This is a genomic window from Nocardioides sp. JCM 18998, from assembly GCF_055391535.1.
Genome location: NZ_AP043886.1, coordinates 230,526 through 250,326, shown reverse-complemented (window position 1 = coordinate 250,326; position 19,801 = coordinate 230,526). Strand labels below are relative to the sequence as shown.

Genomic DNA, 19,801 nt, shown 5'->3' with positions numbered 1-19,801 from the left:
TCCGCCGCCTGGGCTACCGGTCGCGCGAACGCCGGGCGGCCGAGCGTGCGACGACGACCTCGTAGCGGGTGTAGTGGAAGTGCCCGTTGGGGTAGACAACCCGGCCGGTGCAGCTGACGAGCACGAGCCGATGCGGCCCGGTCGTCGTGAAGTACCGGTCCGGTAGCGGTGCCGTCCGGGGGAAGGTGGTCGTGGCGACGACCTTGAACCGGTGAGCGTTCCTCCCGTAACCGAGGTACACCACGTCGCCGCGCCCAGCGCTGGCCAGGTGCCGCAACGCCCCCGGCCGGTCGTGGCGGTCCGAGACGTGGCCAGCGACGACCGTTGTTCCGATCTTGTCGTCGAAGCCGGCGGAGTTGCGCAACCACCCCACCGTCGACACCTCGTCGGGCAGACTCATCGCACCGGCGGTTATCCCCACCTCGGCGACAGGTGCGCGCAGCCCCAGCCCGGGGGCACGAAGGACGGGCGCGGACCGGCGGCCCTCGGGATAGCCGGGAAGGACGCCCGAGAAGCCGCCGTTGACGGCCGGCGCGGGGTAGGTGGACTTCGCGACCGTGAACGTCTCGGATAGGAGGCCGCACCGGTGCCGTCCCGGGCCGGCAGTGTCGGTCGCGCCGGTCGCGGCCTGCCAGGTGTAGATGCCCGGCTCCTCGAGGCGAACGCGCGGTGACTGGTTCCACCCGTTGCGAACCCTCCACCTCACCGAGTCAGCCAGATGTCGGGAACGGCAGTCGGTGGCGGAGCGTGATGCGAACGGGCCGTAGACCCGCGCCACAGCGGGGACGCTGGTCCCGCGGACCAGCCCGGTGACGTGGACGCGGTCGGCGGTTGCCTCGCCCGGCCGCACTCGCCTCTCCGTTGCACGTGTCCGCAAGGCCGGCCCCTCGGGGAGGACATGGACGAGCTCGCTGGGGTGGCCGTACCCGTGCGGAACTGCAACGAGACCACCGGTCTGGAACCCGTTGGTGACCCGCGCGACGAACGTGTAGCACCCCGGTTCCTCCGGCCGCGTGTACCCGGTCGTGATGATGCCCGACCCGGTCTGCTGCACGGCAGGGAAGAGGTGCGCGACCGGCGGGTGAGCACTGATCCACCTCACCTTCAGACAAGACCCACCGACCGGAGGGACGGGGCCCAGGAGGGCCGGGCGCACGGTCAGGAGACGGTCCGGGCCCACGTTGCGGATGCGGATCTGGTCACGCACTCGCTCTCCGGCTTGCAGGCGGGCAGGGGCGGCACGTGAGGTGACCACCCACGGCAGGACGACGGGGACAGGGACGGCGGCGAGCGTCTCCGTCGGGTCACCGGGGAGTAGAGCGAACGGGGTGCCCGACGTAGGGGTCACGACGGCACCGAAGGAGTAGCAGCCGACAGCGGGAAGCGTCGTCGGGTCCGTCTCGACGATCTGGTCGCCGACCAGCTGTATCGGCGGCAAGGTCCGTGCGACGGGAACGTCGGGGTCGGTCCACGCGGCATTCACGCAGCCGCCCGCCGGGACGCGCAACGGCCCGTACAAGGTGGGCTGCAGGGTGGCGGCGCCGGCGGGTCCGAGGCCGGTGACGATGTACGTGTCGGTGACGGCTCCCTCGACCGTGACGAAGGCCGCGGAGACCTGGCTCGTCACCGCGGGGGTCAGCGGCGGGTCCTCGACGAGGACGCTCGCCTGGGCCTTGCCGAGCAACGTGACCGGACCAGCGAGGGCCATGGACTGCACGCGGTACGCGGGGTCGCCGACCATCAGCGTGCCCACAGGGTCAGCGACCGACGCGGCCGCAGCGATTCCGACCGTCCCTGCGGTCGGGGCCCGAACCCACAGCTGACTCCCGGGCGCCACGCTCCCGCCGCTGGCGAACGGTTGCGTCGCGGCCGCGTCGGTGAACGCGGCACCCCCGGTGATGGTCACCGTCACCGGGCTGTCGGCGTTCGAGCCGATGACGTACGGGCCGACCGTGTCGCCAGTGAGCCCCGACAACGGTCCGGTGATGGACGGGCGCGGGTCGGCCGGGTCGGGCACAGGCCCGGCCGCCAATGCCCGGTTCACCACGTCGGCGACCGCCGCGTAGATGGCCGGGTCCTGGTAGTTCGGCGGCATCACGATGCGGTCGGTGAAGTAATGGATAGCCATGGCGACCGCGCCGGAGCGTTGGCGGTTGATGACCGTGGCGTTCGTGGACGGAACGGCCGGTAGGTCGGTCGCTGGCCAGTTGTCGGCGAGGATCCGCCGGACATACCCGGCGTTCGCGATGGTGCCGTCCCACGGGAGCGGGTCATACCCGGTGCCGGTGCGTTGGCCTCGGGCCCATTGCACGCAGTACCCCGACGCGATAGTGGTCGTCGATCCGCTGGTGTCACGGAAGTTATACCGACACGCGTTCGTTCCGTTGGTGACCGCATAGGTGGCCGGGTCGTACCCGAACGCCGGGTATCCGCCCATGATGTCGACCGCGGCAGGTGCGACACGTGGCAGCGGCTGGTTGTACGGCTCGGCCGGGCGGACACCGACCTCGATGCAGCCGTTCGTGCCGTACTGGATCGCCGCGAAAGGCGACGCTGGTGTGGGCGGTTCAGCGGAGCTGGAGCCGCTGGTCGCCACAGCGAGCAGCGATGCAAGCACAGCGAGAACCAGGCCTGCCGCAACCGAGGCGGCGGACTTCCCGGAGAACGACCCCACCGGTGTGCCTCTCAACAGAGTGCGCTCCCCGGACGAGCGCCCGAGATTCACGACACACGAGCCTAGACCTCGCCCCCGACCGGCGCCACCGGAGCTTACGGACGTTCTGGAGAGTCCGGGCCAGGTGCGTCCGGCGCCGAGCCCCACCAGAAGCAGACCTGACGTAGACCCCTCGGCCACCTGCGCCTCACGTCAGGCGGATCCGGTCGCCGACGCCGATGTGCCGCCGTCGGGTCGGCGTGCGGCTGAGGTCAGCCGCAGAGGCCGTACTTGGCGCCGTCTGTCGCGGTTCCGGCCGAGCTGCTGTCGGTGTCGGAGCCCGATGCGGAGGGGGTGCCGGAGGGAGTAGTCGACGAGGTCGTCGAGGGGGCGGTGGCCGACGTGGACGCGGACCCGGAGCCGCCAGCCGAGATCGCCCCGGAGATGAGCGACTTGGAGAGGGACCGGTCGTTGGCGACGCGTCGCCACATCTGCTTCGCCGCCGGCAGGACCTGGACGCGTCCCCAGAGCGGGTCCGTCCGCGGAACGTCGTAGGCCTGGCTGGGCAGCGTGATGAACTGGATGTGGCCCAGGTCGGTGTTCTTGAACTGCTGGGCGAGGTTGACCAGCTTCTTCACCGAGTCGAACTCGGGGCTCGGGGTGATCGACGAGGTCAGCGCGTTGGCGAACTCCACCAGCTTGTACGGCTGGGTCAGCGTGTCAGCGGACTCGACCTTGTCGATCATCGCCGAGATGAACGCCTGCTGCCGCTTCATCCGGCCGGTGTCGGAGCCGTCCATGCCGTGACCGTAGACGTGCCGGAGACGGACGTACTTCAAGGCTTTGGTGCCGTTGAGGTGCACCGAGTCGCCCGGCTCGAAGGTGTACTTCTCGTAGGTGGGATCGCTGAGCTCGAACGGGATGCACATGTTGACGCCACCGATCGCGTCGACCATCCCCTTGAAGCCGCCGAAGTTGAGCGCGATGTAGCCGTCGACGTAGATGCCGAAGTTCTTCTCCAGCTGCGTGGCGGTGCAGTCGGCTCCGCCGGCGCTGTAGGCGGCGTTCCATTGCACCAGGCCGGTGTCGACGCCGTACTGGATGTAGTGGTGGTCGCGGGTGCAGGCGACCGGCTTGACGAGGGCGTCGCGGGGGATCGAGATGCCGTACGCCGTCTGCCGGTCCGCCGAGATGTGGAGCAGGATCGTGGTGTCGGAGCCGTCCCCGCCGGGCTCGTTGTCGATGTGGCAGCCGGCGCAGTCCCGGGTGTCCAGGCCCATCACCAGGATGTTGAGCGGGGTCTTCGGGCCGGTCTGCTTCTTGTGCGCCACGTGGTGGATCTCCGCACCGGGGTGCAGGTTGGCGTCGAGGTGCTTGTAGAAGACGGAGACCAGCGTGCCGGTGACGACCGCGAGCACCACGAGGGTGCTGGTGATGACCAGCGCGACGGCGCGGCGGTGGTGGGAAGCCATCGGGCCGGTCGTCGACATGGTCGGATCCTCCCAGGTCAGACTGAGACTCACATGAACGTCGCGGTTACCCGTGGGTCGTGGCGTGATGCGCCTGCTCCTCGGCGGGCTCGGCGGGAGGCTGGGGACGCCCGAAGTAGTAGCCCTGGGCCCGGTCGCAGCCGAGCTCGCGCAACACCTCGGCCTGCCGCTCGGTCTCGACCTGCTCCGCGACCACGTTGAGCCCCAGCGACTTGCCGAGCCGGATCACGGCGTTGAGCACCTCCAGGTTGCTGCCGGGCTGGTCGATGGCGTGCACGAACGAGCCGTCCATCTTGATGATGTCGATGGGGAACGTCGTCAGCCAGCGCAGCGACGACCAGCCGGAGCCGAAGTCGTCGAGCGCCACCCGGATACCGAGCGCGCGCAGCTGGGTCAGCGAGATCGTGACCTGGCGGTCGTCCTCGTCGTAGACGCCCTCGGTCACCTCGATGATGAGCCGGCGCGGCGTCAGGTCGTGCTTGACGATCGTCGCATGCGCGTAGCCGACGAAGCCGGGGTTGCGGAGCTCGGAGATCGACACGTTGACCGAGATCGCCAGACCGTCCGGGCCCTGCGCGGCGGTGGCGCAGGCCCGATCGAGGGTCCAGGCGCCCAGGGCGTGGATCGCGCCGGTCCGCTCGGCGAGGGTGACGAACTCGCCGGGCCCCAGGAGGCCCCGCGTCGGGTGCTGCCAGCGCACGAGTGCCTCGTTGCCGCGTGTGGTGCCGTCCGCAAGCGCGACGATCGGCTGGTAGTGCAGCACGAACTCGCCGGCGCGTACGGCCGTCTCGATCTCGCGTGCCGAGTGGTCCGGGTCGCCGTAGACAGCGGTCCGGTCGCGGCCGTTGGCCTTGGCGTCGTACAGGGCGACGTCGGCCCGCCCGAGGAGCAGCGAGCTCGAGTCGCCGCGGCGCCAGGCGGCGACCCCGACCGACGCGGTCGCGCCGTTCGGCAGCCCGACGCGGAGACGCTCGGCGAGCCCGGTCGCCTCGCCGAGCGAGTATCCCGGCAGGAGCAACGTGAACTCGTCGCCGCCATAGCGGAAGAGCAGCTGCGGATGCGGCACGATGGCGCGCCAGTGCTGCGCGCACGCGATGAGCAGCTCGTCGCCGGCGGCGTGGCCGGCGCTGTCGTTGGTCGCCTTGAAGTGGTCGAGGTCGAGCATGATCATCGCGAGCGGCTCGGTGCAGCGGCCGGCGTGCTCGACGGCGGCCTCGAGCTGTCGCATCAGGGCGCGCCGGTTGTCCAGCCCGGTGAGCGGGTCCTCCTCCACCCGGTCGGCCAGGCGCGCGAGCCAGGCCACTGCGCCGCCGATGCAGATCAGGCCGCCGAGGAAGATGACGATCCCGACCGGATCGACGCCGACGTACGACATCGCAACGGCCGCGACCGCCACGACGGTCGCCGCGTGGGCCGCGGCACCGCGCCAGGAGAAGAACGCACCGCCCGCGATCACCGGAAGCGCGAACACGATCAGCGAGTCCTCGGCGGCGACCGATCCCTTCGACAGCATCACGGTGAGCCCGATCAGGACGGCCCCGCCGCCGATGAGCAGGTGGTAGGTCCAGCGCGGCCAGCGATGCCCCGTGGTCAGCAGCGAGATCGCCAGCGCGATGGTGAGGCCGCCGATCACGTTGACGCTGCGGAGCGCGCCGCCGCTGACCTTGTCGTCGCCGGCCGGGACCAGGGCACCGATTCCGCTGATGAGGTAGAAGAAGCCGGTCGCGCGGCCGATCGTCTTCATGGTGGCGACCGCGGGCGCGTGCCGATAGCTGCCGGCGGAGGCTCCGCCGCGCACTCGGGTAGGCAACTCGATCGCCATCGTTGAGACCCATCGGTCGCCACGCGGCAGGGGTGAGCCCTTTCCTGGAGTGACGGAGTGGCGACGGCAGTGTCCGATTTCCGCCAGAACGGGTTGCCGTGATCGGCGAGGATGGAGCCATGGAACTCGACGTGAACGCCTGCTACCGCGCGGTGTCGTCGCGCGATCGGCGCTTCGACGGGGTCTTCTACACCGCGGTCCGCACGACCGGCATCTACTGCCGGCCCTCCTGCCCGGCCCGGACCCCGGCCGCCGCGAACGTGACCTTCCACCGCAGCGCCGCCTCCGCCCAGGCCGCCGGCTACCGCGCCTGCAAGCGCTGCCTGCCCGACGCGACGCCGGGCAGTCCCGAGTGGGACGTGGCCGCCACGGCCGCGGGCCGGGCGATGCGGCTGATCGCCGACGGCGTCGTCGACCGCGAAGGCGTGGAGGGCCTGGCCGCCCGGATGGGGTACACGCCCCGTCACCTGGGGCGGCTGCTCCTCGCCGAGCTGGGGGCCGGCCCGCTGGCCTTGGCGCGGGCGCGCCGCGCGCAGACCGCGCGGGTGCTGATCGAGACGACCTCGCTGGGCCTGGCCGACGTCGCGTTCGCGGCCGGATTCGCCAGCGTGCGGCAGTTCAACGACACCGTGCGCGAGGTGTACGACACCACGCCGTCGGCGCTGCGCGGACGGCGTGAGCGAGGCGTGGGGGTCGCTGTCGGGGGAGCGATGGAGCTGCGGCTCGCGGTCCGTACGCCGTTCGCCGGCCAGGCCCTGCTGCGCTTCCTGGCCGACCACGGCGTGCCCGGGGTCGAGGTGGTCGACGTCGAGGCGGACGGATCCGGTCACTACGCCCGCACCCTCGACCTGCCGCACGGACCCGGCACCGTCACCCTCGCACTGGCCGACCTCCCGGGCACCGGCACGGCGTTCGTGCCGGCCACCTTCCGACTCGCCGACCTGCGCGACACCGGCGCGGCTGTCGAGCGGGTCCGCCGCATCCTCGACGCAGACTGCGACCCGATCGCCGTGGGGCAACAGCTCGGGGCCGACCCGGTTCTCGGTCCGCTCGTCGAAGCGACGCCGGGGCTGCGGGTGCCGGGCACCCCGGACGGCGTCGAGCTCGCCGCCCGGACGATCGTCGGGCAGCAGGTCAGCGTGGCCGGCGCCCGGACCGTGCTCGGCCGCCTCGTCGCCGCGCACGGGCTGCCGTACGAGAGCGACATCGAGGGACTCACGCACCTGTTCCCCAGCGCCGAGGTGATCGCGGGGATCGACCCCGAGACGCTGCCGATGCCGCGGGCACGCGGACGCGCGCTCGCCGGCCTGGCGTCGGCGATCCTCGCCGGAGACCTCTCGCTCGATCGCGGCGCCGATCGCGAGGAGGTGCGCGTACGTCTGCTCGCGTTGGCCGGCATCGGGCCGTGGTCGGCCGACTACATCGCGCTGCGGGCGCTCGGCCATCCCGACGTCTTCCTGCCGTCCGATGTGGGGCTGCAGCGCGCATCGGCCCGGCTGGGCGGACCGGGGGGTGCGGCCGATCTCGGTCGCACGGCCGCGGCCTGGCGACCGTGGCGCTCGTACGCCGCGCTCTATCTGTGGAACTCACTCGCCGTGGAGGCAATCTGATGTGGACCATCATCGAATCCCCGATCGGGGAGCTGCGCCTGGTGGAGGATCACGGCGCGATCGTCGCGATCGACTTCTTCCCGTTCGACTATGCGGACGCCCGGCTGGTCGGTGACCGCGACGACACGACACCGGTGCTGGTCGCCTGCGCGAGCCAGCTCGCGGAGTACTTCGCCGGTGATCGCACCACCTTCGACCTGCCGCTGGCGCCGGTCGGCACGCCCTTCCAGCAGAAGGTGTGGGGCGAGCTGGTGAAGATCGGGTACGGCGCGACCTCCACGTACGGGCAGATCGCCGGCCGCCTGGGGCTGACCGGCCACGGCGCCCGCGCGGTCGGGCTGGCCAACGGCCGCAACCCGATCCCCGTCGTCATCCCGTGTCACCGGGTGATCGGCGCGAACGGCACCCTCACCGGCTACGCCGGCGGCCTGGAGCGCAAGCAGTTGCTGCTCGACCTCGAGATGAAGTCGGACGCCCTCTTCTAACCCCGCGACGTTGCACGTAGGACCGCCGAGTTTGCACTAGTAGGTGCAAACTCGGCGGTCCTTGCTGCATATTCGGCGCTACTCGGCGGCGCGGCGCAGCGATTCCGAGAGGCGCTCGGCGGCGGCCAGGACGGCGGGAGCGTGCATCTTGCCGGGCTGGCGGGAGAGTCGCTCGAGCGGACCGGAGACGGAGACCGACGCGATCACCTTGCCGCCGGGAGAGCGGACCGGAGCGGATACGGAGGCCACGCCGGCCTCGCGCTCGCCGATGGACTGGGCCCAGCCCCGCCGGCGGATGCCGGAGAGCGCAGCGGCGGAGAAGGCGGCGTTCTGCAGGCCGCGGTGCAGGCGCTCCGGGTCCTCCCAGGCGAGCAGCACCTGGGCGGCCGAGCCGGCCCGCATGGTCAGCTGGGAGCCGACCGGGATGGTGTCGCGCAGACCCGAGGGACGCTCGGCGGCGGCGACGCAGACGCGGAACTCGCCCTGGCGACGCCACAGCTGCGCGGACTCGCCGGTGATGTCGCGCAGCCGGGCCAGAACCGGGCCGGCGGTGGCGAGCAGACGGTCCTCGCCGGCGGCGGCGGAGAGCTCGGCCAGGCGTGGGCCCAGCACGAAGCGGCCCTGCATGTCGCGGGCGACCAGGCGGTGGTGCTCCAGCGCGACGGCGAGACGATGGGCCGTGGGGCGCGCCAGGCCGGTCGCGGTGACCAGGCCGGCCAGCGTGGCCGGTCCCGACTCCAGCGCGGTCAGCACCAGGGCCGCCTTGTCGAGAACGCCGACTCCACTCGAGGTGTCCATATAGCAAGACTAAAGTCTCACGGAGTGGAATCGCAAGCGTCAATCGACGTACCGTTGCGAGCACGGACGCTGTCAAGGCGGACAGCGACCGGTTCGACTCAAGGAGCGGTGAAGATGGGCAAGACCCTGTCGGAGAAGGTGTGGGACGAGCATGTCGTCCGATCGGTTGACGGGGAGCCGGACCTCCTCTACATCGACCTTCACCTCATTCACGAGGTGACCAGCCCCCAGGCGTTCGACGGCCTGCGACTGAGCGGCCGCAAGGTCCGCCGTCCGGACCTCACCCTGGCGACCGAGGATCACAACGTCCCGACCCTCAACTGGGACCAGCCGATCGCCGACCCGGTCTCCAAGACCCAGGTCGACACGCTGCGCAAGAACGCCGAGGAGTTCGGCGTTCGGCTGCACCCGCTCGGCGACATCGAGCAGGGCATCGTCCACGTCGTCGGCCCGCAGCTGGGCCTGACCCAGCCGGGCATGACGATCGTCTGCGGCGACTCGCACACCTCCACCCACGGCGCGTTCGGCTCGATCGCGTTCGGGATCGGCACCTCCGAGGTCGAGCACGTCCTCGCGACCCAGACCCTGCCGCAGGCCAAGCCGAAGACCATGGCCGTCACGGTCAACGGCTCGCTGGCCGAGGGCGTCACCTCCAAGGACCTGATCCTCTACCTGATCTCCCAGACGGGTACGGGCGGCGGCCAGGGCTACATCGTCGAGTACCGCGGCCAGGCCATCGAGGAGCTCTCGATGGAGGCCCGGATGACGGTCTGCAACATGTCGATCGAGTGGGGCGCCAAGGCCGGTCTCATCGCCCCCGACCAGACCACCTTCGACTACCTGAAGGATCGTCCCGAGGCGCCTGGGCAGGGCAAGGGGGGCGCCGACTGGGACGCCGCCGTCGCGCACTGGAAGACCCTGGTGACCGACGCCGACGCGACCTTCGACAAGGAGATCGTGATCGACGCCGCCGACGTGACGCCGTTCGTCACGTGGGGCACCAACCCGGGCCAGGGCGTTCCGCTGGGCGCCAACGTGCCGTCGCCGAGCGACTTCACCGACCCGGTCGACGTGACCGCGACCGAGAAGGCGCTCGAGTACATGGGCCTGGTCGCCGGCACCCCGATGCGCGAGGTCAAGGTCGACACCGTCTTCGTCGGCTCCTGCACCAACGGCCGCATCGAGGACCTGCGCCTGGCCGCCGAGATCATCAAGGGCCACAAGGTCGCCGACGGCACCCGCCTGCTCGTCGTCCCGGGCTCGGTCCGGGTCCGCAACCAGGCGATCGAGGAGGGCCTCGACAAGGTCTTCGTCGAGGCCGGCGCGGAGTGGCGCGGCGCGGGCTGCTCGATGTGCCTGGGCATGAACCCGGACACGCTCAACCCGCAGGAGCGCTCGGCGTCCACGTCGAACCGCAACTTCGAGGGTCGCCAGGGCAAGGGCGGTCGTACGCACCTCGTCTCGATCCCCGTCGCCGCCGCCACCGCGGTCCGCGGCACCCTGTCCTCGCCCGCCGACCTGGCCCCGGCCAACGCCTGATCCCCGGAGGAGAAAGCATCATGGACAAGTTCACCTCGCACACCGGCGTCGGCGTCCCGCTCAAGCGCTCCAACGTCGACACCGACCAGATCATCCCGGCGGTCTACCTCAAGCGCGTGACGCGCTCCGGCTTCGAGGACGGCCTCTTCTCGGCCTGGCGCAGCGACCCGGAGTTCATCCTCAACCAGGACGCCTACAAGAACGGCACCGTCCTCGTGGCTGGCCCCGACTTCGGTACGGGCTCCTCGCGTGAGCACGCCGTCTGGGCGCTGCAGAACTACGGCTTCAAGGTCGTCCTCTCGGCGCGCTTCGCCGACATCTTCCGCGGCAACTCCGGCAAGGCCGGCCTGCTCGCCGCGCAGGTCGACGAGAGCGTCATCGAGCAGATCTGGGCGTACCTCGAGGCCAACCCGGGCGCCGAGGTCTCCGTCGACCTCGAGGCCCGTGAAGTCAGCGTCGGCGACGATGGTGCTGTTCTCCGGGCCCCGATCCAGGTCGACGACTACACCCGCTGGCGCCTGCTGAACGGCCTCGACGACATCAGCCTCACCCTGCAGAACGAGGCCGACATCACCGCCTTCGAGGCCGAGCGCCCGAGCTTCAAGCCGGTCACGCAGCACGCCTGATCGAGTCTCAACCTAGGAGCGCTGGAGCCACATCGTGGCTCCAGCGCTCCTACGTTTCCTGTCGGTCCTCCTAGAAGTCGTCCCCGGGTGGCTTCGGGATCGGTACCGGGTCGCTGCCGATCGTCCAGGCGAAGTGTGCGTAGGGAGGCGGACCATCGGTGACCTCCGCCCACGAGATCCTGCCGGACCCATCCATCTGCAAGTACTCGATCGAGCCGCCGGAGCAGCAGATGGCAGGCAGATCCCGGTCGACGCGGTCGATCTCGGCATCGGTGCTGGTGTCGTACACCGTGATCCGGCTGGTCTGCGGTGTGGGGTTCGTGGAGACGACCGCGCGGGTGCCGTCCGGGTTGAGCACCGGCACATGCCCCTTGCCGTACGGGATCGGGACGAGCTGTCCGTTGCGGATGGTGCGCCAGGTGATCTGCTTGCCCCAGTGCCCGATGAGGACGGTGCTGCCGGCGCTGACCAGGTTGACCCGGTGGCCGACGTCATAGGTCTGCCCGTCGAAGTCGAGCGTGGTCCCGTGGACTACCGGTGCGTTCGGGGCCGCCGCCGTCGTGGCGCTGCTCTCGTCGGTGGCCGTGTCGCCGGATGGTGGGCTGGTGGCCCAACGCCAGCTCTCCCAGCCGGTCGCAAGCTCACCGATGACTGCGCACGCGCTGCGATCGGTGGCGCATCGGACGAGTGAGGCGGGCGTGTGGTCGACCGCGGCAGCGCCGATCACGTATGACTCCGACTCGAAGCCGAACCACTTCAGGATGGTGAAGGCTGTCGGTGGCCGGACAGGCTCGGAGCCGTCGTCGATGTCGATGAGGGCGGGGCCGTCGTCGGAGGGTCGTGCGACGTGGGACGGTGTCGCCATCCGCATCGTCGCCAGGAACGAGCCGCTGGGCGACCAGAGCCAACTACTGATCTCGGCCGATCCCGGCACTCTGGCGTCCGGCCGGGTGGTGCCGTCGTCGGCGACCGTGGTGGCGACATCGTCGACGGCGATCGCAGCGTCCGGCGGATACAGATCGCCGGATCCGCTCAACTCGTCTTCGACCTGGGACGGTGCGGTCATCGATGGCTTCCATACCCACCACGAGGTGGACTTGTCCGTCTGAGCCCAGATGATCTGGCCGCTGTTGGCGACGTGGGTGAGCGTGACCGAGTCTCCGCCGCCGGTCCAGTTGGCGAAGGGCTCGTCCAGATCGACGTGACCGATCTCCTTCTGACCCTCGGCGTCGTACTCGGTGATCCGGGTCGTCGTCTCCGCCGGATGCATCATCGTGGCGATCGTGTGACCGTCGGCCGAGACCTCGACGCTGAATGTCCCCTTCCAGGGCGTGTTCCGGTCGCTCGAGCGTGGCGGCCCGAAGGGCCGCGCCTCGCCGTCGACGACACGCCACCACTGCTCGGTCTTCTGGTCCCAGAAGAGGGTGGTGTCGCCGTGACTGATGAAGTCGGTCGGCTTCGCATCAAGCGGAATCGTCGTGCCGCCGGTGTGGAGCGTCGTGCCGGCGAGGTACGGCAGGGTGGTCGGCGTCGTCGGGATGCCGCTTGCGTCCGGCGTCGGTGAGGTGGTCTCCGTCCGGTGCGCGGGCGGCGGCCCGTCGGCGTGGTGGTGGCTCGCGATCGCGACCGGCACGGTCACCGCCACCACGGCGACGGCGGCCGCGGCAGCGGACCACAGTGCCGTACGGCGTCGCCGTAACCGCTGCAGCGAGCGGCCCTCGGCGAGCGTCTGCGCCAGGGGGAGCGGCGGCACCTCGACGCCGGACACGGTGGCCTCGAAGAGCGCGGTGAGGTCCTGGGGGAGCTGGTCGGTCATGAGGTCACCTCCTGCTGACCGAGACGGGTACGGAGCGTGCGCAGGGCGTCATGGGCCTGCGACTTCACCGTGCCGAGCGAGACCCCGAGGGTGCGAGCGGTCTCGGCCTCGGTGAGGTCCTCGTAGAACCGCAGCACCAGCACGGCGCGCTGGCGCGGCGGCAGCATCTGGATCTGACGCCACAGGTCGAGCCGCTCGCCGGGATCGACGGCTAGCACGGTCTCCTCGGTAAGCCCCGGTACGGCGATCAGCGAGCGGCGTGCACCGCGGCGTCGGTCGGTGGTGAGCTCGTTGACCAGCATCCTGCGCACGTAGGCGTCGGGGGACTCGGCGCCGCGCACCTTGGCCCAGCTGGCGTACACCTTCACCATTGTCTGCTGGGCCAGGTCCTCGGCCTCGGCGGTGTTGCCGGTGAGCAACAGCGCTGTCCGATAAAGCGCCGGCCATCGCGCCGACGCGTACTGCTCGAACTCCATCCCACCTCCCCGCCCCGAACCTGCTGACACCCTGATGACGCCACGTCAGCCTCGCAGGGTTGGGTAGCTGTGGGAGGAGCTTTGGAGCAGCGGGCGATCAGCCCGGGGCGGCCGACGGAAGAGCCGGAGCGGTCATTGTCTCGAGGCTGGGCGGGCTGGTCGCCCAGCTCCAGGTCTGCCAGCCGGCCGGCAGGGTGCCGATCACCACGCAGGTCGGATGATCGGTCGCGCAGCGGGCGAGCTCCGGTGCGCCGTCGACGTTGACCGCCGCGATGACGTACGCGTCCGACTCGAAGCCGAGCCACTGCTGGACGCCGATCCCAGGCGGTGCGGGGCTCAGCCCGCCGCTCCCGTCGCGATGCACGAGGACGTGCTGGCCACCAGTGGTCTCGGTGGCCAGGACGGCTCCACTGGGCGACCAGAGCACCGTGCTCATGTCCACTCCGGCGGCCGGGATGGCCGTGATGGGCTGTGCGGTCCCGTCGTCGGCGATGGTGACGGCCTCGCCGGAGGACGTGAGCGCACCGTCCGGCGGGTACGCGTCACCATCGGGGCCGAGGTCGGTGTGGAGTCGGATCGGCGACGAGCCCGGATCCCACATCCACCACGTGGGCGTCTTGCCGGTCTGGGTCCAGTAGACGCGGCCGTCGGCGTTGACGCCGGTGATCCTTACGGAGTCGCCGCCGTGGCTCGCCTGCCTGAACGGCACGTCGAGGTCGACGTGCCCGATCTCGTCCTGGCCGGCGGCGTCGTAGACCGTGATCCGCGACGTGCTGCGGGTCGGGTGGGTCAGCTCCGCGACGATCCGCCCGTCGGCCGAGATCCGCGGGATCCAGATACTCTGCCACGGCTGGGCCGCGTCGTACGTCGGCCCGAACTGCGTGATCCCGCCGTCGGGCCACACCCGCCACCAGCGCCCGCCCGTCGCATCCCGGTAGATCGTGGTGTCGCCGCTGCTGATGAAAGCACTCGGCCTCGCATCCAGGGTCAGGGTGCGCCCGTCCAGGTGGAGCTCACGCCCGGCGAGGTAGGGCAGCGTCGGGGGCCCGATGCGGAGCCGGACCGCCTCGGCGGTCCGGCTGGCGACCGGAGGGCGCGGGCTCGGGTTGTCGCCGTGGACGAGGAGGGTGGGGACCGCGACGACGGCGACCACCGCTGCCGCGGCGCCGCCGGCGACCCACGCACGGGTGCGGCGCTGTCGGCGCGCGGCGGCGCCGACCGCGAGCAGCCGTGGGATCGGAGGGATGCTGGTCTCGAGCTCCTCGGCCCGCTCCTCGAGGAGCTCGGTCAGCTCCCACCGCAGGTCGCTGTCAGGACCGGTCATGGCTGTCCCTCCTCCTGTCCGTCGATGGCGGCACGCAACGACCGCAGGGCGGCCGAGGCCTGCGACTTCACGGTGCCGGGGGAGATGCCGAGAACCTCGGCGATCTCCGCTTCGGACAGATCCTCGTAGTAGCGCAGCACGACCACCGCCCGCTGCCGTGGCGGCAGGGTCTGCAGGTGATGCCACAGATCGAGGCGGTCGACCTCGTCGTCCGGCACGATCGCCGGCTCCGGCGCGACGGTGAGGTGTGCCCGCGTGCTGCGGCGCGCGTCGCGGCGCTTGCCCGCGAGCAGCTCGTTGAGCAGCATCCGCCGGACGTACGCGTCGGGGGAGGTCGCCCGCCGGACCTGGTCCCAATGGACGTACGCCCGCACCAGCGTCGCCTGTAGAAGGTCCTCGGCGGCGACGCGATCGCCGACGAGCAGGTAGGCGGTGCGCAGCAGACGCTGCCAGCGCGCTGAGACGAACGCGCTGAAGTCGTCACTCGACGCAGCCGGCCTCATCTGGCTCAGTGTGGTGCCCTCCTCCATCGAGCACACCCCCTTCACCCCTCTTCGATGTCGCGGCACGCCGATCGGGTTGTGTCGCAGCCGACGGAATTTCGCCTCCTCGCCCGTGGTGCGTTCGCGTGGTGTTCTCTAGGGTGGCGAGCAAGGTGCGCCGAGCGGTCCGGCTCGGCCGGCAGTGAAAGGCTGAACGTGTGAAGAGGTCACAGCTCATCGACGCGCTCGCTGCGCGGTACGAGGGGAACAAGAAGCTCGCCGCCGAGGCGCTCGACTCGGTGGTCGACACCATCACCCGCGAGGTCGCACGAGGTGAGAAGGTCGTGATCAAGGGCTTCGGCACCTTCGAGCGTGTGCTGCCGAAGAAGGACGACGTCAAGAAGGCCAAGGGCAAGACGAAGCCTGCCAAGAAGCCCGCCAAGAAGTCCTTCGTCCCGCAGTTCAAGGCAGCCTCCGAGCTGACCGGCGTCGTCTCCGGTGCGATCAAGCTGCCCAAGCTGCCGACCTCCTCCTCGGCCAAGAAGGCCGCCGACCGCGCGAGCGCTCGGGCCGAGCGGCTCGCCGACCAGGTCAAGGAGGCGGTGGAGTCGGCCGACAGCGCCCTGAAGAAGGCCACCGCGCGGCGCGCTCCGGCGACGAAGTCTCCGGCGACGACGGCCACCGCCAAGAAGACGCCCGCGAAGAAGGCCCCGGCGACCGCCTCGAAGACGGCTGCCTCGAAGACGGCTGCCACGAAGACGGCTGCCACGAAGAAGGCCGCCGCGGCGAAGACGGCGGCCACCAAGAAGGCGACGCCGGTCAAGAAGGCCACCGCCACCAAGGCGACCCCGGTCCGCAAGGCGACGGCCACCACCGCGACCGCGAAGAAGGCCGCTCCGGCGAAGACCGCTGCCTCCAAGACCGCTGCCTCCAAGACCGCTGCCTCCAAGAAGGCGACGCCGGCCAAGCGCACCACCGCGGCCAAGAAGGCCCCGGTCAAGCGTCCGTCGCCGGGGCAGACCGCGTCGCAGCGGGCGGCCGCGGCGAACACGCCGACCGCCGCCACCGGTCCGGCGACCAGCCCGGCACCGACGCAGCTCCCGCCGGACGCGCCCGTCCAGAAGCCCGCCGACGCGCCGACCCAGGCCCCGGCCCCTGCTCCGACCCAGGTCCCGCCGGCCGCGCCGTCGACCGACGCCTGACTCAGGCACCACGAGCGGGCCGTCCCATCCGGGGCGGCCCGCTTCGTCGTACGTCGTGTTGGTTCATCGAGGTATGCAGCCGAACCGACGCTCCCCACGGTGAGTTCCGCACCGGAAGTGCCGGTTGGTCGGCATACCTCGATCGACCAGCGCCCTCAGCGCAGCAGACCGGCCCCGGCGACCACCAGCGTCGTACGCGGACCGAGCCCGAGCGGAACGGCGGAGCGCAGGTCCTCGGGCGTGTCCACGTCGTGACGCAGCGAGACCAGTTCACCGGGCAGCGCCTTCGCGCTCTCCGCATGCAGCCCGGCCGAGCCAACCCCGTAGCGTGGCGCGAACAGATCCGCCGGCGCGGTGTACAGCGTGGTCCCGGTCCCGGCGGCGTCGGCGACGAAGCAGGCGCCGTCCGTGCCGAGAGCCAGACCCAGCGCCGCGTCCAGATCGGCGGGGCGCAGGGCCGGCAGGTCGCCGCAGAGCGCGACCGGCTGCAGGCCGGGCCAGCGGCGTACGGCCTCCACCGCGGCCAGGGCGAGCGAGCCGTTGAGGTCGTCGGTCACGCCGTCCGGGATCGCCGCGCAGCCCAGCTCCATCAGCGAGGCGGCGAAGGCGTCGTCGTCGGTCACCGCGAGCACGGCATCGACGGACGGGGTGGCCAGACAGGCCGCGGCGGTGTCGAGCGCGAAGGCGCTCGCGAGCGCGATCCGGGTCTCGTCGGGCAGGCCGACGAGGCGTGACTTGCCGCGCGCGGGCGGCTTGACCGGGAGGAGGACGACGAAGGACATCGAGACCATCCTCCCAACACGCACCACGACGACACGTAGGGTCCTGCCCCTGGTCACACCGCGCGCCGCCCGTACGGACCGGTAGCCTCCTCGTTCGTGGGGAAGTATCGGAAGCTGCAGGGCGAGCGGGGCTGGGCCTGGACCGTTGCCGTCGGGATCCTCAAGCCGGTCCTGCTCGCGACGACGAAGCAGGACTGGTCGGGTGGCGAGAAGATCCCCGCCGAGGGCGGCGCGATCATCGCCCTCAACCACGTCTCCCACGTCGACCCGCTGACCGCGGCGCACCTGGTATGGGACTACGGCCGCGAGTCGCGCTACCTCGCCAAGTCGGGGCTGTTCAAGAACAAGCAGTTCGGCGACTTCCTGCGCGCCGCGGGCCAGATCCCGGTCGATCGCTCGGCCGGGTCCGCCGCGTTCAAGCACGCCGTCGAGGCGGTCAACTCCGGCGAGATCGTGGTCGTCTACATCGAGGGCTCGATCACCAAGGACCCCGACGGTTGGCCGATGATCGGCAAGTCCGGTGCGGCGCGGATCGCGCTCGAGACCGGGGCGCCGGTCATCCCGGTCGGCCAATGGGGCGCACAGGCGCTGCTCCCGGCCTACTCCAAGAGGCCCCACCTCCTGGGCCGCAAGACCATCACGATGCGGGTCGGCGACCCGGTGCGCCTCGACGACCTGCGCGCCGAGGGTGCGAACGCCCGGACGGTCGGAGAGGCGACCGAGCGGATCATGGCCGCGATCGTCGGCCTGGTCGAGGAGATCCGCGGCGAGACCGCGCCGGCCGAGCGATTCGATCCACGCCAGCACGGTATGAACCGCACCGGGAACCCGCACGCCAAGCACCACGACGTGACACACGACCAGCCCCATAACGACCCCCACGAGGAGCAGGCATGACCAAGGTCGCAGTGTTCGGCGCTGGATCGTGGGGCACGGCCTTCTCCGTCGTGCTCGCCGACGCCGGCAACGAGGTCAGTCTCTGGGCGCGGCGCGAGGAGGTCGCCACCGAGATCAACAGCACCCGTCGCAACGCGGACTACCACCCGGAGATCGAGCTCCCGGCTGGCATCACCGCGACCCACGATGTCGAGGAGGCGGCCGCAGGCGCCGACGTGGTGGTTCTGGCCGCCCCGTCACAGACGCTGCGAGCCAACCTCTCGGTGTGGGCGCCGCACCTGCCGACCCGGGCGCCGCTCGTGTCGTTGATGAAGGGTGTCGAGCTCGGCACCCTCAACCGGATGAGCGAGGTGATCGCCCAGGAGACGGGTGCCGGTCCCGAGCGGATCGCCGTCGTCTCCGGGCCGAACCTCTCTCCGGAGATCGCTCGCCGCGAGCCCGCCGCCGCCGTGGTCGCCTGCACCGACGAGGACGTCGCCAAGAAGCTGCAGGGCATCATCCACACGCCTGCCTTCCGGCCCTACACCTCCACCGACGTGCTGGGCTGCGAGCTCGGGGGCGCCTACAAGAACGTCGTCGGTCTCGCGGTGGGCATGGCCGTCGGGCTCGGCTTCGGGGACAACTCCACGGCTTCGGTCATCACGCGCGGACTGGCCGAGACCGCGCGGCTGGCCATCAAGATGGGTGCCGACCCGATGACGCTGATGGGCCTCGCCGGCCTCGGCGACCTGGTCGCCACCTGCTCCTCGCCGCTCTCGCGCAACCGCACCTTCGGCGAGAAGCTCGGCCGTGGCATGACGGTCGAGGAGATCACCGGTGGGACCCACCAGATCGCGGAGGGCGTGAAGTCATGCCAGTCGCTGCGCGAGCTGGCCGCCAAGCACGGCGTGGACGCGCCGCTGGCGCAGTACGTCGACGAGGTCGTCGCCGGCCGGATGACCACCGGCGAGATGATGGACGCGGCGCTCGGACGCCCGACGAAGGCCGAGACCGCCTAGCTCGACCCGGGCCGACGCTCCGGTACGCCGGGGGGATCGCGCCGCAGGATCAGGACCGCGCGATCGTCCTCACCCCGTGGGACGCCCGCCAGGATCCGCGCGGGAGCACCGACGAAGCCGGCCTCGACCACGTCCTGCGCGATCGTGCGCAGCCGTTCGATGCCGTCGTCGATGTCGGCGCCGCGGGCCTCCACCACGCCGTCGGTGTAGAACATCAGCGCCTCGCCGGCGCCGAGGACACCTCGGGTGTCCTCCATCGACGGTCGCGCCGTGAGGCCGAGCGCGGCACCGCGGGCGCCGTCGATGGCCCACTCGCCCGCGTCGGTGCACCAGCGCATCGCCGGCGGATGCCCGGCGCTGCGGATCCGGTACGCTCCGTCGCTCAGCCGGATCGAGAGGTGCACGGCGGTGACGAAGCTGTCGACCCGACAGCGCTGGAGGACGTAGTCGTTCAACGCGCTCATCACGTCCTCGACCGGCACCGCGGTGACCAGTGCGCCCAGCGCACCCGCGAACTGCACGGCGTCCGGCATCGCGGCGGGCCCGTGGCCGCACGAGTCGACCAGCACCATCTGGAGCGTGTCGTCGTGGACGTCGGCGACGAAGAAGTCCCCGCCGTACTCGAAGCCGTCGGACGGGATCATCGAGGAGTCGGCGTGCCAGCCGGACGGCAGCGGTGGCACCTGGCTCTGGTGCTGGAGACGCTCGCGGAGGGCGGCGAGGAACGCCTCGCTGCGCTCGTCCGCGACCAGCTGCGCCCATCGCTCCAACACCATGACTCAGGGTAAACGTCGCGGGGCG

17 protein-coding genes are annotated in these 19,801 nt (G+C 71.0%); 7 read left to right on the top strand and 10 right to left on the bottom strand.

Annotation, left to right across the window (positions count from 1 at the left end):
- Positions 1 to 13 precede the first annotated feature (13 nt).
- The 3 genes from ACZ5L9_RS01190 to ACZ5L9_RS01180 all read right to left on the bottom strand — a co-directional run bounded on the left by ACZ5L9_RS01190 (position 14) and on the right by ACZ5L9_RS01180 (position 5,965).
- The gene (locus ACZ5L9_RS01190; RefSeq protein ID WP_464532653.1) at positions 14 to 2,725 is read right to left on the bottom strand and encodes a hypothetical protein; all 2,712 of its coding nucleotides are present in this window, start codon (positions 2,723 to 2,725) and stop codon (positions 14 to 16) included.
- Between the two features lie 200 nt (positions 2,726 to 2,925).
- The gene (locus ACZ5L9_RS01185) at positions 2,926 to 4,143 is read right to left on the bottom strand and encodes an LCP family protein (RefSeq protein WP_464532649.1); all 1,218 of its coding nucleotides are present in this window, start codon (positions 4,141 to 4,143) and stop codon (positions 2,926 to 2,928) included.
- A 46-nt stretch (positions 4,144 to 4,189) separates the two neighbouring features.
- The gene (locus tag ACZ5L9_RS01180; protein ID WP_464532643.1) at positions 4,190 to 5,965 is read right to left on the bottom strand and encodes a putative bifunctional diguanylate cyclase/phosphodiesterase; all 1,776 of its coding nucleotides are present in this window, start codon (positions 5,963 to 5,965) and stop codon (positions 4,190 to 4,192) included.
- 119 nt (positions 5,966 to 6,084) lie between these two features.
- On the opposite strand from ACZ5L9_RS01180, the gene ACZ5L9_RS01175 reads away from it, so the two are divergent.
- Both ACZ5L9_RS01175 and ACZ5L9_RS01170 read left to right on the top strand, forming a co-directional pair.
- Positions 6,085 to 7,575, top strand: coding sequence for a DNA-3-methyladenine glycosylase 2 family protein (locus ACZ5L9_RS01175; RefSeq protein WP_464532639.1), 1,491 nt, complete (start codon positions 6,085 to 6,087; stop codon positions 7,573 to 7,575).
- Positions 7,575 to 8,060, top strand: coding sequence for a methylated-DNA--[protein]-cysteine S-methyltransferase (locus ACZ5L9_RS01170; protein WP_464532636.1), 486 nt, complete (start codon positions 7,575 to 7,577; stop codon positions 8,058 to 8,060). Before ACZ5L9_RS01175 ends, ACZ5L9_RS01170 begins: the two co-directional genes overlap by 1 nt.
- Before the next feature lie 78 nt (positions 8,061 to 8,138).
- Here the strand turns inward: ACZ5L9_RS01170 and ACZ5L9_RS01165 are convergent, their stop codons facing one another.
- Positions 8,139 to 8,858: an IclR family transcriptional regulator gene (locus ACZ5L9_RS01165; RefSeq protein ID WP_464532633.1), complete on the bottom strand. Its 720-nt coding sequence runs from the start codon at positions 8,856 to 8,858 to the stop codon at positions 8,139 to 8,141.
- Positions 8,859 to 8,972: 114 nt separating this feature from the next.
- On the opposite strand from ACZ5L9_RS01165, the gene leuC reads away from it, so the two are divergent.
- On the top strand, positions 8,973 to 10,397 hold the full coding sequence (gene leuC, locus ACZ5L9_RS01160; protein WP_464532630.1) for a 3-isopropylmalate dehydratase large subunit: 1,425 nt from the start codon (positions 8,973 to 8,975) through the stop codon (positions 10,395 to 10,397).
- A 20-nt stretch (positions 10,398 to 10,417) separates the two neighbouring features.
- On the top strand, positions 10,418 to 11,023 hold the full coding sequence (gene leuD / locus ACZ5L9_RS01155) for a 3-isopropylmalate dehydratase small subunit (RefSeq protein ID WP_464532626.1): 606 nt from the start codon (positions 10,418 to 10,420) through the stop codon (positions 11,021 to 11,023).
- Between the two features lie 70 nt (positions 11,024 to 11,093).
- Here the strand turns inward: leuD and ACZ5L9_RS01150 are convergent, their stop codons facing one another.
- The 4 genes from ACZ5L9_RS01150 to ACZ5L9_RS01135 form a co-directional block, all read right to left on the bottom strand.
- Positions 11,094 to 12,839: a hypothetical protein gene (locus tag ACZ5L9_RS01150; RefSeq protein ID WP_464532623.1), complete on the bottom strand. Its 1,746-nt coding sequence runs from the start codon at positions 12,837 to 12,839 to the stop codon at positions 11,094 to 11,096.
- Positions 12,836 to 13,315, bottom strand: a complete 480-nt coding sequence (locus ACZ5L9_RS01145; protein WP_464532621.1) for a SigE family RNA polymerase sigma factor — start codon at positions 13,313 to 13,315, stop codon at positions 12,836 to 12,838. Before ACZ5L9_RS01145 ends, ACZ5L9_RS01150 begins: the two co-directional genes overlap by 4 nt.
- Before the next feature lie 97 nt (positions 13,316 to 13,412).
- On the bottom strand, positions 13,413 to 14,639 hold the full coding sequence (locus ACZ5L9_RS01140) for a hypothetical protein (protein WP_464532618.1): 1,227 nt from the start codon (positions 14,637 to 14,639) through the stop codon (positions 13,413 to 13,415).
- Complete coding sequence (locus tag ACZ5L9_RS01135) at positions 14,636 to 15,142, bottom strand: SigE family RNA polymerase sigma factor (protein ID WP_464532615.1); 507 nt, start codon at positions 15,140 to 15,142, stop codon at positions 14,636 to 14,638. Before ACZ5L9_RS01135 ends, ACZ5L9_RS01140 begins: the two co-directional genes overlap by 4 nt.
- A 197-nt stretch (positions 15,143 to 15,339) precedes the next feature.
- On the opposite strand from ACZ5L9_RS01135, the gene ACZ5L9_RS01130 reads away from it, so the two are divergent.
- Positions 15,340 to 16,323: an HU family DNA-binding protein gene (locus ACZ5L9_RS01130; RefSeq protein ID WP_464532612.1), complete on the top strand. Its 984-nt coding sequence runs from the start codon at positions 15,340 to 15,342 to the stop codon at positions 16,321 to 16,323.
- Between the two features lie 155 nt (positions 16,324 to 16,478).
- On the opposite strand, the gene ACZ5L9_RS01125 is transcribed toward ACZ5L9_RS01130, so the two are convergent.
- Positions 16,479 to 17,105, bottom strand: coding sequence for a CofC family guanylyltransferase (locus ACZ5L9_RS01125; protein WP_464532611.1), 627 nt, complete (start codon positions 17,103 to 17,105; stop codon positions 16,479 to 16,481).
- Between the two features lie 96 nt (positions 17,106 to 17,201).
- Between ACZ5L9_RS01125 and ACZ5L9_RS01120 the strand changes: the two genes are divergently transcribed.
- Both ACZ5L9_RS01120 and ACZ5L9_RS01115 read left to right on the top strand, forming a co-directional pair.
- The gene (locus ACZ5L9_RS01120; protein ID WP_464532608.1) at positions 17,202 to 18,002 is read left to right on the top strand and encodes a lysophospholipid acyltransferase family protein; all 801 of its coding nucleotides are present in this window, start codon (positions 17,202 to 17,204) and stop codon (positions 18,000 to 18,002) included.
- On the top strand, positions 17,999 to 19,000 hold the full coding sequence (locus ACZ5L9_RS01115; protein ID WP_464532606.1) for an NAD(P)H-dependent glycerol-3-phosphate dehydrogenase: 1,002 nt from the start codon (positions 17,999 to 18,001) through the stop codon (positions 18,998 to 19,000). The genes ACZ5L9_RS01120 and ACZ5L9_RS01115 overlap by 4 nt, the downstream gene beginning before the upstream one ends.
- Here ACZ5L9_RS01115 and ACZ5L9_RS01110 read toward each other — a convergent pair.
- Entirely contained in the window at positions 18,997 to 19,776 is a 780-nt protein-coding gene (locus ACZ5L9_RS01110) for a PP2C family protein-serine/threonine phosphatase (protein WP_464532603.1), read from the bottom strand. The genes ACZ5L9_RS01115 and ACZ5L9_RS01110 overlap by 4 nt on opposite strands.
- Positions 19,777 to 19,801: the final 25 nt, after the last annotated feature.

Excerpts from the sequence above, each read along its gene's own strand:
- ACZ5L9_RS01185 (WP_464532649.1), bottom strand. The coding sequence starts at position 4,143 with ATGTCGACGACCGGCCCGATGGCTTCCCACCACCGCCGCGCCGTCGCG.
- ACZ5L9_RS01180 (WP_464532643.1), bottom strand. The coding sequence starts at position 5,965 with ATGGCGATCGAGTTGCCTACCCGAGTGCGCGGCGGAGCCTCCGCCGGC.
- ACZ5L9_RS01175 (WP_464532639.1), top strand. The coding sequence starts at position 6,085 with ATGGAACTCGACGTGAACGCCTGCTACCGCGCGGTGTCGTCGCGCGAT.
- ACZ5L9_RS01170 (WP_464532636.1), top strand. The coding sequence starts at position 7,575 with ATGTGGACCATCATCGAATCCCCGATCGGGGAGCTGCGCCTGGTGGAG.
- ACZ5L9_RS01165 (WP_464532633.1), bottom strand. The coding sequence starts at position 8,858 with ATGGACACCTCGAGTGGAGTCGGCGTTCTCGACAAGGCGGCCCTGGTG.
- leuC (WP_464532630.1), top strand. The coding sequence starts at position 8,973 with ATGGGCAAGACCCTGTCGGAGAAGGTGTGGGACGAGCATGTCGTCCGA.
- leuD (WP_464532626.1), top strand. The coding sequence starts at position 10,418 with ATGGACAAGTTCACCTCGCACACCGGCGTCGGCGTCCCGCTCAAGCGC.
- ACZ5L9_RS01150 (WP_464532623.1), bottom strand. The coding sequence starts at position 12,839 with ATGACCGACCAGCTCCCCCAGGACCTCACCGCGCTCTTCGAGGCCACC.
- ACZ5L9_RS01145 (WP_464532621.1), bottom strand. The coding sequence starts at position 13,315 with ATGGAGTTCGAGCAGTACGCGTCGGCGCGATGGCCGGCGCTTTATCGG.
- ACZ5L9_RS01140 (WP_464532618.1), bottom strand. The coding sequence starts at position 14,639 with ATGACCGGTCCTGACAGCGACCTGCGGTGGGAGCTGACCGAGCTCCTC.
- ACZ5L9_RS01135 (WP_464532615.1), bottom strand. The coding sequence starts at position 15,142 with ATGAGGCCGGCTGCGTCGAGTGACGACTTCAGCGCGTTCGTCTCAGCG.
- ACZ5L9_RS01125 (WP_464532611.1), bottom strand. The coding sequence starts at position 17,105 with ATGTCCTTCGTCGTCCTCCTCCCGGTCAAGCCGCCCGCGCGCGGCAAG.
- ACZ5L9_RS01115 (WP_464532606.1), top strand. The coding sequence starts at position 17,999 with ATGACCAAGGTCGCAGTGTTCGGCGCTGGATCGTGGGGCACGGCCTTC.
- ACZ5L9_RS01110 (WP_464532603.1), bottom strand. The coding sequence starts at position 19,776 with ATGGTGTTGGAGCGATGGGCGCAGCTGGTCGCGGACGAGCGCAGCGAG.